Raw genomic sequence first — 15097 nt, 5'->3', positions numbered from 1 at the left:
GCCCCCGACCCACCTCCCCGACGACCCCGGGCCCCGCGAACTGCTGGCGGGCGGCACCTCCCCCGCCGACGTCGCCGCGAAGTACCCGACGTCCTCGCTCGCCTGGGCCCGCCTGGCCGACGAGGCGTTCGAGCGGGGCAGCGTCGTGGAGTCGTACGCGTACGCCCGTACGGGCTACCACCGCGGCCTGGACGCCCTGCGCCGCAGCGGCTGGAAGGGGCACGGCCCGGTGCCCTGGGAGCACGAGCCGAACCGCGGCTTCCTGCGCGCCCTGCACGCCCTCGCCCGCGCCGCCCAGGCGATCGGCGAGAAGGAGGAGTACGAGCGCTGCGCCCAGTTCCTGAAGGACTCCTCGCCCGCCGCGGCCGAGGTGCTCGGCTAGAGCGGGGAACACCCCCGGCCCGTCCGCCGTGCGCGGGCGGGCCTTGCGGTTTCCTGCGACGATTGCGGAGGATGCCGTTGGGGACCGGGGCCCCGTGCCGGTAACGGCAGGGCGGACCGCTACCCGTGCACATCAGGAGACAGCGATGTCCCACGAAGCCCCGAATCTCGACTTCGAGGGCAGCACGCCGTACGAGGACTATGTCCAGGCGGACGTGCTCACCCATCTCCAGCACACCCTCTCCGACGATCCCGGAGAGATGGTCTTCCTGGTCACGACCCAGGTCATGGAGCTGTGGTTCACCGTCATCGTCCACGAATGGGAGACCGCCGCCCGCGCCCTGCGCGAGGACCGGATCCCGGTGGCGACCGACGCGCTCAAGCGTTCGGTACGGGAGCTGGAGGCGCTGAACGCCTCCTGGACGCCCCTGGGGCAGCTCACCCCGGCCCAGTTCAACTCCTACCGGGCCGCCCTCGGCGAGGGCTCCGGCTTCCAGTCGGCGATGTACCGCCGCATGGAGTTCCTGCTCGGCGAGAAGTCCGCCTCGATGCTCGTCCCGCACCGCGGCGCCCCGCGCGTCCACGCGGAACTGGAGAAGGCGCTGCACGAGCCGAGCCTGTACGACGAGGTGGTCCGGCTGCTCGACCGGCGCGGGTACGACATACCGGACGCCGTGCTCAAGCGGGACGTCACCCGGAAGTACGAGGCGGCACCCGAGGTGGAGGCCGCCTGGACGGCCGTCTACAAGGGCGACCAGAACGGCGAGCTGGCCCGCCTCGGCGAGGCCCTCACCGACGTCGCCGAACTGGTCTGGCGCTGGCGCAACGACCACCTGGTCGCCACCCGCCGCGCGATGGGCTCGAAGACCGGCACGGGCGGTTCCGCCGGGGTGGCCTGGCTGGAGAAGCGGGCCCGCGGCAACGTGTTCCCCGAGCTGTGGACGGCGCGGTCCTATGTCTGAGCTGAGGAGCGAGGCCGAGCAGCTGGACGTCGCCGACCCGCTGTCCGCGCTGCGCGACCGGTTCGTCCTCGACGACGTGACGTACCTGGACGGCAACTCGCTCGGCGCCCTCCCCGCGCACGTGCCCGCGCGCGTGGACGACGTCGTCCGCCGCCAGTGGGGCGAGCTGCGCATCCGTTCCTGGGAGGAGAGCGGCTGGTGGACCGCGCCCGAGCGGATCGGCGACCGGATCGCACCGCTGGTCGGCGCGGCGTCCGGGCAGATCGTGGTGGGCGACTCCACGAGCGTGAACGTCTTCAAGGCGCTCGTCGCCGCCGTGCGCATGGCGCAGGAGGACGGGGGCGGTGCGGGCCGGGACGAGATCCTCGTCGACGCCACCACCTTCCCCACGGACGGGTACATCGCCGAGTCGGCGGCCCGGATGACCGGCTGCACGCTGCGCCCGGTCACCCCGGCCGAGGTGCCCTCCGCGCTCGGCGCCCGCACCGCCGCCGTCCTGCTCAACCACGTCGACTACCGCACCGGCCGGCTGCACGACCTGCCCGCGCTCACCCGCGCGGTGCACGCGTGCGGGGCGTACGCCGTCTGGGACCTGTGCCACAGCGCGGGCGCGCTGCCGGTCGGGCTCGACGAACACGGCGTCGACCTGGCGGTCGGCTGCACCTACAAGTACCTCAACGGCGGCCCCGGTTCGCCCGCCTACCTGTATGTGCGCCGCGACCTCCAGCCCCGCTTCGACTCCCCGCTGCCGGGCTGGAACTCGCACGCCGAGCCGTTCGGCATGCGCCCCGCGTACGCCCCGGCGTCCGGAGCGGTGCGCGGCAGGGTCGGCACGCCGGACATCCTCTCCCTGCTCGCCCTGGACGCGGCGCTCGACGTGTGGGACGAGGACGGTGTCTCGGTGGCGGCGGTGCGGGCCAAGTCGCTGGCGCTGACGGACTTCTTCCTGCGCTGCGTCGGGGCGTACGTACCCCTCGGCCGGGTGGAGTCCGTGACCCCGGCCGCGCACGCGGAGCGCGGCAGTCAGGTCGCCCTGCGCTGCGACGACGCGGGCGAGGTCATGAAGCGGCTGATCGAGGGCGGCGTGGTCGGTGACTTCCGCGCCCCGGACGTCCTGCGCTTCGGTTTCACACCGCTGTACGTCGGCTTCGCGGACGTGGAGCGGGCGGCCCTGGTGCTGGCGCGGACGCTGGGGTGACGCGCGGAAGTGGTGGCGTCACCCGCGGGTGAAGGGTGGGGGCCGGGCGAATCGTTTGGTCCTCACCCAGCGTCACATCCCCATGTCCGCGCACGTTATCGGCCTGATAACGTCCCGCCAACGGCCGATTTCCACTCATCCGGTCCGCCAACACCGTTCCTTCGCCGAGAGGTTGAGCATGCCGGACGCCGCAGCAGAACCGGGCACCGCTGCCGCGAGGAACGCCGCGGAGGAGAAATCGGCCTTCGCGCACCCGGCGGTGGACCCCGACAGCACGGCCGGGTACGGCGACGACCCCGACCAGGTGATCGACTTCTACGCGCCGCGTGCCGCCGCGGGGCCGGGCGACGCCGCTCCCGTCGTGGTGGTCCTGCACGGAGGCTCGTGGCGGGCGCCGTACGACCGTCGCCATGTCAGCCCGTTCGCCGGGTTCCTGGCGGAGCGGGGCTTCGCCGTGGCGAGTGTGGAGTACCGGCGCGGTGCGCGGGGCGGTGACGCCGGTACGGGCGGGCCCGTGGCGGGGCGGTGGCCCGAGACCCTCGACGACGTGGCCGCCGCGCTGGACGCGCTGCCCGGGCTGGTGCGGCGGCACCTCCCGCGGGCCGACGCGCGCCGTACGGTGCTCACCGGCCACTCCGCCGGCGGGCACCTCGCCCTGTGGGCGGCGGCCCGGCACCTGCTGCCCGCCGACGCCCCGTGGCGCACCGACCGCCCGGCGCCGCTGCGGGGCGTGGTCGCACTCGCCCCGATCGCGGACTTCGAGGTCGCCGACAAGCTCGAGGTGTGCGGGGGAGCGGCGCGTCAGTTCCTGGGCGGGGGCGACCTGTTCACCGAACGCCGTCCCTACGCCGACCCCGCCCTGCTGCTGCCCACCGGCATCGCGACGACCCTGGTCCAGGGCCGGGCCGACGTGGACGTGCCGCAGGCGGTCGCCGACGCGTACGCCGACGCGGCGGCGAAGGCCGGGGAGGTGGTGGGCGTGACCCTGCTGGAGGACGTCGGCCACTTCCCGCTGATCGACCCGGCGGCGGACGCGTGTGCGGTGGTGGCGGAGGAGATCGCGCAGTTGGCGTGGTGAGGCCGACAAGGTCCGGCGGTTCGGCGGTTCGGCGGTTCTTCGGTTCGGCGTCCGGCGGTTCGGAGGATCGGCGTCCGGTGATTCGGAGGATCGGCGTCCGGTGGTTCGCGTCGTACCCGTAGTACCTGAGAGCTACCAGCCAGGTGAGTTCCCTGGCGGGACGCGGGTTACAGGGTCCGATTCATAACTTCCCTTGAAGGCGGGCCCGATGGGCGGGCGTGCCGGAGGGGAGCGGCCATGTGGCCCGGTACGGCGGTACGTTGGCGGCGGTACGCGGGCAAGTGGCGCCGTGCCGTGTGCGCGGCCCTCATCACCGGTGCCGTGGTCCTCCCGCTCTCCGGTGCCGCGCAGCCCCGGATCCCGGCCCCGCCCCCCGCCGAGCCGCCGGCGCCGACGGCCGCCACGCTGGCCGAGACGTACGCGGCCCACCGGGCCAACGCCGCCGAGGCGTCCCGGATGGCCGCCGACCACGGCGACCGTCACCGTGCCGCGGCCGACCGTGCGATGGCCGACCCGTCCCGACGCCTCCTCGCCTTCGACGGCCGGGGCGCCGGACTGGCCACCGAGGTACTCGGCGACCTGGCGCAGGCCGACCGCGTCGCCGTCCTGGTCCCCGGCTCCGACACCGGCCTCGACACCTACGGCCGGTTCCGCGCCGCCGCCGTCGCTCTGCACCGGCAGCTCGTCGCGCAGGCGCCCGCCGGGACCCGCACCGCGGTCGTCGCCTGGATGGGGTACGAGACGCCGGGCACGATCAGCACCACCGTCGCCACCACCGGTCGCGCAGAGCGGGCCGCCCCGAAGCTGCGCGCCCTCGTCGCCGACCTGCGCCGGATCGCCGGCCCCGGCACCCGTCTCACCCTCCTCTGCCACTCCTACGGCTCGGTGGTCTGCGCCCGCGCCGCCGACGGCCTCGACGTCTCCGACATGGCCCTGCTCGGCAGCCCGGGCACCGGCGCCGACACGGCCGCCGGCCTGCGCAGCGGCGCCCGGATCTGGGCGGCGCGGGGCGACGACGACTGGGTGGAGCACGTTCCGCACCTCAGCACCGGGCTGTTCGGCACCACCGTCGGCTTCGGTACCGACCCGGTCTCCCCGGAGTTCGGCGCCCGGGTCTTCGACGCCGGCGACGGCGGCCACAGCGACTACTTCGACCCCGGCTCCCTCTCCCTGACGAACCTGGCCCGGATCGCCCTGGGCGAGACCACGGAGGTGACCCATGACTGACGTGACGCGAGCGCTCCGTACGCGCCGTGCGCGCCGAACGCCCCGTGCGCTCCGAGCGACGCTGGAGATCCCGGAGACCCGGCCGAGCCCCAGGCGGGAGGCCCCCACCCGGTGGCCCGGTACCGCCCGGCGGCGCCTGTTCCACTCCGCCGGCCGGATCGACGCCGCCACGCCCGCGTCGAGGGACCGGGCCGTCGACGCCCTGCGCGCCTTCGCCATCCTCGGGGTGGTCCTCGGGCACTGGCTGGTGACGGCCCTGGTCGCCGACGGCAACAGCCTGCGTGCGGCGAGCCCGTTGGGGGACATGCCCTGGCTGGCCCCGGTCTCCTGGGCCTTCCAGACCCTCGCCGTGTTCTTCCTGGTCGGCGGTCATGTCGCCACCCGTGGCTACGCATCCGCCCGTGCCCGGGGCGAGTCCTACGGCCGCTGGCTGTCCGCCCGCCTCTCCCGGCTGTTCCGACCGGTCCTGGCCGTCCTCGGCCTGTGGACGGTGACGGCCGCGCTGCTGCTCATGACCGGCGCGGAGTTCGGCACCGTCCACACGCTGGTGAAACTGGCCCTCTCCCCGATGTGGTTCCTGCTGGTCTTCGCGGCGCTGACGGCTGCGACGCCGCTGCTGACGCGGCTGAGCCCGCTGTGGCCGCTGGTCGTCGTCCTCCACGTCGACCTGCTGCGCTTCGGTTTCGGCGCCCCGTCCTGGCTCGGCTGGCTCAACCTCGCGGCCGGCTGGCTGGTCCCCTTCACCCTCGGCGCCGCCTGGACCCGCGGCGAACTGGCCCGCCGCCGCAGCGGCTGGATCCTGCTCACCGGAGGTACGGCGGCGACCGCGGCGCTCGTCGCCTGGGCGGGCTATCCGGCCTCGATGGTGGGCGTCCCGGGCGCCCCGGTGTCGAACCTCAATCCGCCGACCCTGGCCGCAGTCACCTTCGGTCTGGCGCAGTGCGGCCTCGCCCTGCTGCTGCGCGACCGGCTGCGCCGCGCGATGCGGCGGCCGGTGGCGTGGGCGGCCGTCGCCCTGGTCAACCTCTCCGCGATGACGATCTTCCTCTGGCACCAGACGGCGCTGATGGCCACCACGGCCGGCAGCCTCCTCCTGGGCCGCCTGCCCGGCCTGCACACGCGCCCCGACGGCCTGGACTGGGTCGCGGCCCGGATCGCCTGGCTCCCGGTGTTCGCGCTGGTCCTGGCGGGCTGCTGGGCCGCCTTTCGCTCCTGCGAGCGCGGTGGAGGGCGGCGCCGTTCCAAGATCGTCCGGGCCCACCGCCCGGACGGCCGGACGGGGACGGTGGGTGCACGTCATGTCTAGGGTGGGGCCCGTGACACGACGGGGGATACGACACACGGCCCGGGGCCGCGTCGAACGCGTGCTGGGGGTGCTCCACGACGACCTGTGGACCTGGCGGCCGGATCCGCTGCCGCCGTCGGTGTGGCTGCGCTGGTTCCCGCACGGGATCGTCTGCCTGGCCGCCCTCGGCGTGCTGCTCGGCGACGCGGCCCAGGTCGGTGAGAACGCCGGGGTCGACCCCGGATTCGCCTTCGTCATCGCTCTCGCGGAGGCCTGCGCGATGGTCCTGGCGCTGTGGCGGCCGGTCGCGGCGTGGTGGCTGTCCATGGCGGGCATGCTGGTGGGGGCCTTCGCCGTGCGGCTCCAGATGGACCCGGGCGGTTACGAGTTCACGTGGCCCTGGACCGCCGCCGGGCTCATCGCGCACCTGTTCGTGATGCTGCTGCTCGCCCTGCGGGTGCGCACCCGGGTGTCCGTGGAAGCGCTGCTCCTCACCGCGCTCCCCACCTACGTCGTGCAGGGCGTGATCGGTGCCCCGAACTACCTGCCGACCGGCCAGCTCGCCGTCATCCTGTTCACGGTCGTCGTCGTCCTCGGCATCGCCCTGCGAGGCCGCCGTGAGGCCCGCAACCAGTTGGCCGAGCAGACCTCGCTCACCGCCGAGGAGCGGGCCCGGCGCACCCTGCTGGAGGAACGCAGCCGCATCGCGCGCGAGTTGCACGACGTGGTCGCCCACCACATGTCGGTGATATCCATCCAGGCCCAGGTCGCCCCCCTTCTCGTCGAGGACCCGCCGGACGAGTTGAGGGAGAACCTCGCGGGCATCCGGCAGAACGCGCTGGAGGCGCTCACCGAGCTGCGCCGGGTGCTGGGCGTGCTGCGCTCCGAGCACCCCGACGTACTGGAGGCCGAGGGCGGCGATTCCGTGCCGCACGCCCCGCAGCCCACCCTCGACCGGCTCGACACGCTGGTGGAGAACATCAGGGCCGCGGGACTGACCGTCACCACCGGGACGAGCGGCACGCGCCGGCCCCTGCCGCCCGGCGTGGAGCTGTCGGCGTACCGGATCGTCCAGGAGGCGCTCAGCAACGTCCTGCGGCACGCGCCCGGCGCGACCGCCCGGGTCCACCTCACGTACCTCCCGATCGGGCTGCGCGTGGAGGTCTCCAACACCCGCCCGAAGCGGGCGCCGGCACCGTCGCAGGGGGCGGGGCACGGGCTGCTCGGCATGCGGGAGCGGGTGGCGATGCTCGACGGCAGCCTGACCGCGCACGCACTGCCGGGCGGCGGCTACCAGGTGGCGGCGTTCCTGCCGGTCGACGGCGCCGAACCCGCGGTCGCCGACGAACCCGCCGGCACGGACGAATCCCCCGCCCACCACATGCCCGCCCACCACATCCCCGAGGACGACACCCGATGACGACCAGCAGCGCCAGCAGCGACGGGCGCGTGATCCGTGTCCTGATCGCCGACGACCAGCAGATGGTCCGGCAGGGGTTCACCGTGCTGCTCAACACCCAGCCGGACATCGAGGTGATCGGGCAGGCGGTGGACGGCCTGGACGCCGTCGCCAAGGTCGCCGAGCAGGCCCCGGACGTCGTCCTGATGGACATCCGCATGCCCGAGCTGGGCGGCATCGAGGCCACCCGCCTGATCACCGGGGCGACCCCGGAGATCAGGGTGCTGGTGCTGACCACGTTCGACCTCGACGAGTACGTGTACGAGGCGCTGCGGGCCGGGGCCTCCGGGTTCCTGCTGAAGGACGCGTCCGCCGACCAGCTCGCCGAGGCGGTCCGGGTGGTGGCGTCCGGGGACGCCCTGCTCGCGCCGGGCATCACCCGCCGTCTGATCGCGGAGTTCTCCCGGCTGGGCGACCGGCCGCGCGCCCCGCTGAAGGCCCGCGTGGGTGAGCTGACCGAGCGGGAGACGGAGGTGCTCGCCCTGATCGCACAGGGCCTGTCGAACGCCGAGATCGCCCAGCGCCTGGTCGTCGCCGAGCAGACGGTGAAGACCCATGTGGGCCGCATCCTGGTGAAACTGGGGCTCAGGGACCGCACCCAGGCGGCCGTGTTCGCGTACGAGTCGGGCCTCGTGCGCCCCTCGGGGTACTGACTTCGATGGGCGCGCGCGGCCCGTCCCCGGCCCCCGTAGTACCTGAGGCGGATGCCCAAGGACCCCTCTCACTGGTGACGACGGCCCCTCCCACCGCCCCCTACCGTGGCAACGTGACCGAGACGACCCAGACGGGTAGCACGCCTCCCGGCGACGCGAAGGCGACCCGCAGCCCCGAGTACCGGCTCGCCAAGGACGCCCTGAGCGGCCTGCGCGAGGACCTGTTCCACGACGCCTTCGCCTACCGCCCGCTGTCCCGCACGGCCCCGGACGCCCCGTGGGTCCGCCGCCTGCCCGCGCGGATGCGGCCGTACGCGGCCCGCGTCCCGTATCTGGCGGTGGCCGGCGCGGCGCTGCTGTGCTTCTACGGCGGCCTGGTGGGCGGTTACAGCAGCCAGTGGACCCTGCTGAGCGGGCTGGTGTGCGCCCTCCCGGTGCTGGCCACCCTGGTCCGGCCGGTCGGCGCCTTCTGGATGTCCATGGTGGCCACGCCCGTGGTGGCGCTGCTCGGCAGCAGCTGGGGGGACTGGCCGTGGCTGCCGGGGGCGTTCATGTGCCACACCGCCGTACTGGTGATCGTGGCGATACGCACCCGTCCGCGCACCGCCGTGTGGATGTGGGTCATCACCGCGGCCTACGCCTTCTTCAACGAGTCCCTGTGGGGCCCGGGCCAGTACGGCAGCAACTCCGCACCCCTGCTGCTGCTCACCGCCTTCGCCCTGCTCGCGATCTCGCTCTGGCACATCCGCCGCGACGCCCGCCGGCAGGTGACCGCCCAGCAGACGGTCACCGCGCACGAGCGGTCCCGGCGCACCCTGCTGGAGGAGCGCACCAACATCGCCCGCGAGCTGCACGACGTGGTCGCCCACCACATGTCGGTGGTCGCCATCCAGGCGGAGGCCGCGCCCTACCGGGTGGAGAATCCGCCGGAGGAGCTGGAGCGCGCCTTCGCCACCATCCGGGAGAACGCGGTGGCCGCCCTCACCGAGCTGCGCCGCGTCCTCGGTGTCGTCCGCGCCGAGGACTACGAGGCCCCGGACGCCCCGCAGCCCACGCTGACCGACCTGGACGCCCTGCTCGCCAACGTCCGCGAGGCCGGTCTGGGCGTGGAGAAGGCGGTGACCGGCGCGGTGCGCGAGCTGCCGCCCGGCGTGGAGCTGTCGGCGTACCGGATCGTGCAGGAGGCGCTGAGCAACACCCTGCGGCACGCGCCCGGCGCGACGGCCCGCGTGGAGGTCTCCTACGTCCTGGGCGGCCTGGGCCTGCGCATAGTCAACACCGCCATCCCGGCGAACACCCTGGTCAAGCCGTCCCCCGGCGCCGGACACGGAGTCACCGGCATGCGCGAGCGGGTGTCGATGCTGAACGGCGAGATGACGGCCGGCCCGACCGACGACGGGGGCTACGAGGTGGCGGTGTTCCTGCCGGTCACCGCGGTGAGCGAGGGTGACGCATGACCGGCCGCACGATCCGGGTACTGATCGCGGACGACCAGATGATGGTGCGCGAGGGCTTCTCGGTCCTGTTGAACGCGATGCCGGACATCGAGGTCGTCGGCGAGGCGGTCAACGGCCGGGAGGCGGTCGACCGCGTCCGCGAACTCGCACCCGACGTCGTCCTGATGGACATCCGCATGCCGGAGTTGAACGGCATCGAGGCGACCCGGGAGATCGTCGCCGCCGACGGCACGTCGAAGGTCCTGGTGCTGACCACCTTCGACCTGGACGAGTACGTGTACCAGGCGCTGCGCGCGGGCGCCTCCGGCTTCCTCCTCAAGGACGCCTCCGCCCGCCAGCTGGCCGACGGCGTCCGGGTGGTCGCGGCCGGGGAGGCCCTGCTCGCGCCCTCGATCACCAAGCGCCTGATCACCGAGTTCTCCAAGCTCTCCGACGCCCCGCGCCTGATGCCCTCGGCGCAGGCGGCCTACGGGGACCTGACCGAGCGGGAGACGGAGGTCCTGGTGCTGATCGCGCAGGGCCTGTCGAATTCGGAGATCGCCGAGCGCCTGGTGGTCGCCGAGTCGACGATCAAGACGCACGTCAGCCGCATCCTGGTGAAGCTGGGCCTCAGAGACCGCACCCAGGCGGCGGTGTTCGCCTACGAGGCACGGCTGGTGACGCCGGGCTGAGGGCTCGGCCGCGAGGGGCAGCGGCGGGTCGGCGGCGGGCCCGCGGCCTCTGGTCAGCGTCGATGCCACCGGCTAGCGTCCGTCCATGGCCGCCACCGACAGCACCGCACGCTTCGACCCGTGGGACCCCGCGTTCGTCGCCGACCCCTACCCCGCCTTCGCCGAGCTGCGGGACCGGGGCCGGGTGCACTACTACGAGCCGAGCGACCAGTGGCTGGTCCCGCACCACGCCGACGTCTCGGCGCTGCTGCGCGACCGGCGTCTGGGGCGGACCTACCAGCACCGTTTCTCGCACGAGGAGTTCGGCCGCACCCCGCCCCCGCCGGAGCAGGAGCCCTTCCACACGCTCAACGACCACGGGATGCTCGACCTGGAGCCGCCGGACCACACCCGTATCCGGCGCCTGGTGTCGAAGGCGTTCACACCGCGCACGGTGGAGCGGCTGAAGCCGTACGTGCGCGCGCTGGCGGACGACCTGGTCGCCGGGGTGGTGGCGGCGGGCGGCGGCGATCTGCTCACCGACGTGGCCGAGCCGCTGCCGGTCGCGGTGATCGCCGAGATGCTGGGCATCCCGGAGGCCGACCGGGCCCCCTTGCGGCCCTGGTCCGCGGACATCTGCGGGATGTACGAGCTGAACCCGTCCGAGGAGACCGCGGCGAGGGCAGTCCGCGCCTCGCTCGACTTCTCGGACTACCTGCGCGGCCTGATCGCCGCCCGCCGCAAGGAACCCGGCGAGGACCTCGTCTCCGGTCTGATCGCGGCCCACGACGAGGACGACGACCGCCTCACCGAGCAGGAGATGATCTCGACCTGCGTGCTGCTCCTGAACGCCGGTCACGAGGCCACGGTGAACGCGACGGCCAACGGCTGGCTGGCCCTGTTCCGGAACCCGGACCAGCTGGCGGCCCTGCGCGCCGACCACTCCCTCGTCCCGACCGCGGTCGAGGAGCTGATGCGCTACGACACCCCGCTCCAGATGTTCGAGCGCTGGGTGCTGGACGAGATCGAGATCGACGGGACGACGATCCCGCGCGGCGCCGAGGTGGCGCTGCTCTTCGGCTCCGCCAACCACGACCCGGCGGTGTTCGCCGACCCGGACCGCCTCGACCTCGCCCGCCGGGACAACCCGCACATCTCCTTCAGCGCCGGCATCCACTACTGCATCGGCGCGCCGCTCGCCCGGATCGAACTCGCGGCGTCCATGACCTCCCTGCTGGAGCGGGCCCCGACGCTGCGGCTCGCGGCGGAACCGGAGCGGAGGCCGAACTTCGTGATGCGGGGCCTGACGGGGCTACCCGTGCACCTGTGAGCGCTAGCGACCACGCCCCCGCCGCGAGAGCAGCCAGGCGCCCAGCCCCCACACCAGCCCGGGCAGGACCGCGCCGGCCACCACCACGAGGGGCAGTTCGACGAGGGCGGCGCCGAAGTCCTGCCCGTTGTTCTCGAACTTGCGGCCCAGATGCCGCTGCGTGCGATCGGATGCCCCCCACAGCCACAGGGCCCCCACGGCCCCCGCCGCCGAGACCACACATCCACCGCACGTCACCGCATCTCGCTTCATGCCCGTCAGGACGCCGAAGGCCCGCCCTCCGGTTCGCCGCACCGGCTCAGGTGCTCATGTCCCGCCTCCGCAGCCCCGCCAGCCCCGCCGCCACCAGCACCCCCGCGATCAGCAGCAGCACCAGCACCGGTGACCAGCTCATCTCCCCGCCCGGCAGCTTCGGCAGATGACCGAACGGGGAGACGTCCAGCACCGCCTGCGGCACGTCCAGTGCCGGTCCCACCCAGCCGAGCAGCAGCACCGCTCCCGCGATCCCCCACGCGGCGACCGCGCCCCGCGGCAGCACCCCGTGCAGCAGCACCGCCGCCCCGCCGATCACCCACACCGCGGGCAGCTGCACGAGGCACGCGCCGAGGATCGCCCCGGCGTCCCGCCCGTAGCCGGCCGCGAAACCGGCGCCGGCGAGCAGCATGATGAGCGCCGCGCCGCCGAAGGCGACGACGAGGTGTCCCGCCGCCCACCGCAGCCGCCCCACGGCGCCCGCGAGCACCGGCTCCGCGCGCCCGGACGTCTCCTCTCCGCTGAGCCGCAGCACCGACGCCACGACGTAGAGCGCGGCGACCAGCCCGAGCATCCCGACCATCGCCGACACGAACGCGTCGGTGATCTGGGCCTGTCCGCCCATCCGCTCGATGATCAGGCGGGCCTGCTCGTTGTCCCCGACCAGGTCCGCAGCGCCCTCCGTCATCCCGCCGTACACGAGCCCGGCGAGGAGGAAGCCGACGCTCCAGCCGAGGACGCTGCCCCGTTGCAGCCGCCAGGCCAGCGCACCGGCCGTCGAAAGCCGCCCGGTGGCCGGTCCCGGCCGGGTCGGCAGGAAGCTCATGCCGAGGTCCCGGCGCCCGGCGAGCCCGTAGGCCACCGCGCCCTGCACCACCGCCGCACCGGCGATCAGCGCCAGCACCCACCACCGTTCGCCGGCGAAGGGGCGCAGGTTCTCCAGCCACCCGAGCGGCGACAGCCACGTCAGCACCGACGAACCGTCGACCGTCGCGGAGTCGCCGGCGGCGCGCAGCACGAAGGCCCCGCCCAGCACCCCGGCCGTCAGCCCCCGGGCCAGCCGCGCGCTCTCGGTCAGCTGGGCGACGATCGCCGCCATGGTCGCGAAGAGCATCCCGACACCCGCGACGCCCAGCCCGAAGGCCACCGCTCCGGCAGCCCCCTGTCCGGCCAGACCGGCGGTCACGAGCAGTGCGAGGGCGGCGTTCGCGACCGCCGCCGCGAGCAGGGCCGCCGTCAGCGAGGCGCGGCGGCCGACCATGCCGGAGGCGACGACCTCCTGCCGTCCGCTCTCCTCCTCGTCGCGGGTGTGCCGTACGACGACGAGCAGGCTGGTCACGGCGGCGAGCGCGGCGGCGTACACGCCGACCCGCCAGGCGGTGAGGGCGCCCAGGCCGTCGTCGAAGAGCGGGCCGACCATGGCGCGCAGCGAGGAGTTGGTCTCCATCTGCCGTACCAGGTCGGCACGTTCGGCGGCGGTGCCGTACAGGCCCTCGATGGTGCCCGGCATGGACAGGACCATGAGGGCGTTCACCGCGACCCAGACCGGGATCATCACCCGGTCCCGGCGCAGCGCGAACCGCAGCAGTGTGCCGGTGCCGGCCAGTTGGCGCGAGCTGCCGGGCCGTACCCCGGGGGCGGCGGTGGCGGTCATCGCGCCGCCACCTCCTCGCCGACGGCGTCCTCGGCCTGGTAGTGCCGCAGGAACAGCTCCTCCAGCGTGGGCGGCGTCGACGTCAGCGACCGCACGCCCGACTCGCTCAGCGACCGGAGTACGGCGTCCAGTTTGTCGGTGTCGACCTGGAGCCGGACCCGGTGGCCCTGGACGTCGAGGTCGTGCACGCCGGGCAGGCCCGCCAAGCCGTTGGGCGCACCCGCGAGTTCGGCGCTCACGCTGGTGCGGGTCAGGTGGCGCAGCTCGGCGAGCGAGCCGCTCTCCACGGTCCGCCCCTTGCGGATGATGCTGACGCGGTCGCACAGCTCCTCGACCTCGCTGAGGATGTGGGAGGAGAGCAGCACCGTCCGGCCGCGCTCGCGCTCCTCGGCCACGCACCGCTGGAAGACCTCCTCCATCAACGGGTCGAGTCCGGAGGTGGGTTCGTCGAGGATCAGCAGGTCGACGTCGGAGGCGAAGGCGGCGACGAGCGCGACCTTCTGCCGGTTGCCCTTGGAGTACGTGCGCCCCTTCTTGGTCGGGTCCAGCTCGAACCGTTCGACCAGTTCCGCCCGGCGCGCCTTGTCCAGGCCGCCGCGCAGCCGCCCGTAGAGGTCGATGACCTCGCCGCCGGAGAGATTGCGCCACAGGGTCACGTCGCCGGGCACGTAGGCGATCCGCCGGTGCGCCTCGACGGCGTCGGTCCACGGATCGCGGCCCAGCACCTGGGCGGCGCCGGAGTCGCCGCGCAGCAGGCCGAGCAGGACGCGGATGGTGGTGGACTTGCCGGCGCCGTTGGGTCCGAGGAAGCCGTGCACCTCGCCCGTCTCGACCTCCAGGTCGAGTCCGTCCAGTGCGTGCGTCCGCCCGAACGACTTGTGGAGCCCGGAGACGCTGATTGCCTTCGTCATGATTCGGAAAGTACAGTGTATTCACAAATTTGTGAAGTTAAGAAACCGTCAGGATGTGAGGGATGATCGAGGGATGAGCGAAGCAGCGGAGGCGGGGGGCGCGGAGCGCGACCCCGAGGCGGTGTCGAAGTTCGTCGAAGGCTTCGCGGCCCAGCTCGTCGAGGCGGGGATGCAGCGGATGCCGGCCCGGGTCTTCGCCGCGCTGCTGGCCTCCGACTCGGGCTCGCTGACCTCGGCGGAACTGGGCGAATGCCTCCAGGTCAGCCCGGCCGCCGTCTCCGGCGCCGTGCGCTACCTCTCGCAGCAGCACATGGTCTCCCGCGAGCGCGAACCCGGCTCCCGGCGGGAGCGGTACCGGGTGCACAGCAACCAGTGGTACGAGGCCCTCACCAACCGAGAGGCCGTCCTCAAGCGCTGGGAGAGCGCCCTGCGCGAGGGCGTCGCGAGCCTGGGCGCAAAGAGCCCGGCGGGCCGCCGCATGTCGGAGACGCTGGCGTTCTTCGAGTTCATCGACGGCGAGATCGCCGCGATGATGGAACGCTGGCGCGCCCACCGGGAAAAGGTCTTCGGCACCCCCTGACCACCCCCGAACCACCACCC

At 73.6% G+C, this 15097-nt stretch carries 15 protein-coding genes; 12 read left to right on the top strand and 3 right to left on the bottom strand.

The window, feature by feature from the left end; genetic code table 11:
* From DMH12_RS30595 to DMH12_RS30540, 11 genes are all read left to right on the top strand, one after another.
* A partial coding sequence (locus DMH12_RS30595) for a DUF3151 domain-containing protein (RefSeq protein ID WP_148107559.1) occupies positions 1–382 on the top strand: 382 nt, incomplete at its 5' end.
* A 145-nt stretch (positions 383–527) separates the two neighbouring features.
* Positions 528–1343 (top strand): tryptophan 2,3-dioxygenase family protein, encoded by an 816-nt coding sequence (locus DMH12_RS30590; protein ID WP_125494667.1) that lies wholly within the window; start codon positions 528–530, stop codon positions 1341–1343.
* Positions 1336–2541 (top strand): kynureninase, encoded by a 1206-nt coding sequence (gene kynU / locus DMH12_RS30585; RefSeq protein ID WP_125494666.1) that lies wholly within the window; start codon positions 1336–1338, stop codon positions 2539–2541. Before DMH12_RS30590 ends, kynU begins: the two co-directional genes overlap by 8 nt.
* Positions 2542–2719: 178 nt before the next feature.
* Positions 2720–3619 (top strand): S9 family peptidase, encoded by a 900-nt coding sequence (locus tag DMH12_RS30580; RefSeq protein WP_125494665.1) that lies wholly within the window; start codon positions 2720–2722, stop codon positions 3617–3619.
* Positions 3620–3856: 237 nt separating this feature from the next.
* Positions 3857–4846: an alpha/beta hydrolase gene (locus DMH12_RS30570; protein ID WP_125494664.1), complete on the top strand. Its 990-nt coding sequence runs from the start codon at positions 3857–3859 to the stop codon at positions 4844–4846.
* Positions 4839–6152 (top strand): acyltransferase, encoded by a 1314-nt coding sequence (locus tag DMH12_RS30565; RefSeq protein WP_125494663.1) that lies wholly within the window; start codon positions 4839–4841, stop codon positions 6150–6152. The genes DMH12_RS30570 and DMH12_RS30565 overlap by 8 nt, the downstream gene beginning before the upstream one ends.
* Positions 6145–7551, top strand: coding sequence for a sensor histidine kinase (locus tag DMH12_RS30560; RefSeq protein WP_125494662.1), 1407 nt, complete (start codon positions 6145–6147; stop codon positions 7549–7551). The genes DMH12_RS30565 and DMH12_RS30560 overlap by 8 nt, the downstream gene beginning before the upstream one ends.
* Positions 7548–8243, top strand: coding sequence for a response regulator transcription factor (locus tag DMH12_RS30555; protein WP_125494661.1), 696 nt, complete (start codon positions 7548–7550; stop codon positions 8241–8243). The genes DMH12_RS30560 and DMH12_RS30555 overlap by 4 nt, the downstream gene beginning before the upstream one ends.
* A gap of 113 nt (positions 8244–8356) precedes the next feature.
* Positions 8357–9700 (top strand): sensor histidine kinase, encoded by a 1344-nt coding sequence (locus DMH12_RS30550; protein WP_260474400.1) that lies wholly within the window; start codon positions 8357–8359, stop codon positions 9698–9700.
* Positions 9697–10371, top strand: coding sequence for a response regulator transcription factor (locus DMH12_RS30545; protein WP_122616757.1), 675 nt, complete (start codon positions 9697–9699; stop codon positions 10369–10371). The genes DMH12_RS30550 and DMH12_RS30545 overlap by 4 nt, the downstream gene beginning before the upstream one ends.
* A gap of 85 nt (positions 10372–10456) precedes the next feature.
* Positions 10457–11680: a cytochrome P450 gene (locus DMH12_RS30540; RefSeq protein WP_125494659.1), complete on the top strand. Its 1224-nt coding sequence runs from the start codon at positions 10457–10459 to the stop codon at positions 11678–11680.
* A 3-nt stretch (positions 11681–11683) separates the two neighbouring features.
* On the opposite strand, the gene DMH12_RS30535 is transcribed toward DMH12_RS30540, so the two are convergent.
* The 3 genes from DMH12_RS30535 to DMH12_RS30525 are packed head-to-tail and all read right to left on the bottom strand — an operon-like array spanning position 11684 to position 14497.
* Positions 11684–11932, bottom strand: coding sequence for a hypothetical protein (locus DMH12_RS30535; RefSeq protein WP_125494658.1), 249 nt, complete (start codon positions 11930–11932; stop codon positions 11684–11686).
* Between the two features lie 46 nt (positions 11933–11978).
* Complete coding sequence (locus DMH12_RS30530; RefSeq protein WP_125494657.1) at positions 11979–13586, bottom strand: ABC transporter permease; 1608 nt, start codon at positions 13584–13586, stop codon at positions 11979–11981.
* The gene (locus tag DMH12_RS30525) at positions 13583–14497 is read right to left on the bottom strand and encodes an ABC transporter ATP-binding protein (RefSeq protein WP_125494656.1); all 915 of its coding nucleotides are present in this window, start codon (positions 14495–14497) and stop codon (positions 13583–13585) included. Before DMH12_RS30525 ends, DMH12_RS30530 begins: the two co-directional genes overlap by 4 nt.
* A 73-nt stretch (positions 14498–14570) precedes the next feature.
* Here DMH12_RS30525 and DMH12_RS30520 point away from each other — a divergent pair, with 73 nt between their 5' ends.
* The gene (locus tag DMH12_RS30520) at positions 14571–15077 is read left to right on the top strand and encodes a GbsR/MarR family transcriptional regulator (protein WP_185832645.1); all 507 of its coding nucleotides are present in this window, start codon (positions 14571–14573) and stop codon (positions 15075–15077) included.
* Positions 15078–15097 lie beyond the last annotated feature (20 nt).

Origin of the sequence: Streptomyces sp. WAC 04229, from assembly GCF_003947455.1 — a bacterium.
Lineage (GTDB): Bacteria > Actinomycetota > Actinomycetes > Streptomycetales > Streptomycetaceae > Streptomyces.
This window is presented reverse-complemented; position numbering and strand designations above follow the sequence as displayed.

Bases quoted from the DNA above. Each gene is read 5' to 3' on its own strand.
- DMH12_RS30560 (WP_125494662.1), top strand. From the start codon at position 6,145: ATGTCTAGGGTGGGGCCCGTGACACGACGGGGGATACGACACACGGCC.
- DMH12_RS30520 (WP_185832645.1), top strand. From the start codon at position 14,571: ATGAGCGAAGCAGCGGAGGCGGGGGGCGCGGAGCGCGACCCCGAGGCG.
- kynU (WP_125494666.1), top strand. From the start codon at position 1,336: ATGTCTGAGCTGAGGAGCGAGGCCGAGCAGCTGGACGTCGCCGACCCG.
- DMH12_RS30555 (WP_125494661.1), top strand. From the start codon at position 7,548: ATGACGACCAGCAGCGCCAGCAGCGACGGGCGCGTGATCCGTGTCCTG.
- DMH12_RS30565 (WP_125494663.1), top strand. From the start codon at position 4,839: ATGACTGACGTGACGCGAGCGCTCCGTACGCGCCGTGCGCGCCGAACG.
- DMH12_RS30530 (WP_125494657.1), bottom strand. From the start codon at position 13,586: ATGACCGCCACCGCCGCCCCCGGGGTACGGCCCGGCAGCTCGCGCCAA.
- DMH12_RS30540 (WP_125494659.1), top strand. From the start codon at position 10,457: ATGGCCGCCACCGACAGCACCGCACGCTTCGACCCGTGGGACCCCGCG.
- DMH12_RS30580 (WP_125494665.1), top strand. From the start codon at position 2,720: ATGCCGGACGCCGCAGCAGAACCGGGCACCGCTGCCGCGAGGAACGCC.
- DMH12_RS30570 (WP_125494664.1), top strand. From the start codon at position 3,857: ATGTGGCCCGGTACGGCGGTACGTTGGCGGCGGTACGCGGGCAAGTGG.
- DMH12_RS30545 (WP_122616757.1), top strand. From the start codon at position 9,697: ATGACCGGCCGCACGATCCGGGTACTGATCGCGGACGACCAGATGATG.
- DMH12_RS30525 (WP_125494656.1), bottom strand. From the start codon at position 14,497: ATGACGAAGGCAATCAGCGTCTCCGGGCTCCACAAGTCGTTCGGGCGG.
- DMH12_RS30535 (WP_125494658.1), bottom strand. From the start codon at position 11,932: ATGAAGCGAGATGCGGTGACGTGCGGTGGATGTGTGGTCTCGGCGGCG.
- DMH12_RS30590 (WP_125494667.1), top strand. From the start codon at position 528: ATGTCCCACGAAGCCCCGAATCTCGACTTCGAGGGCAGCACGCCGTAC.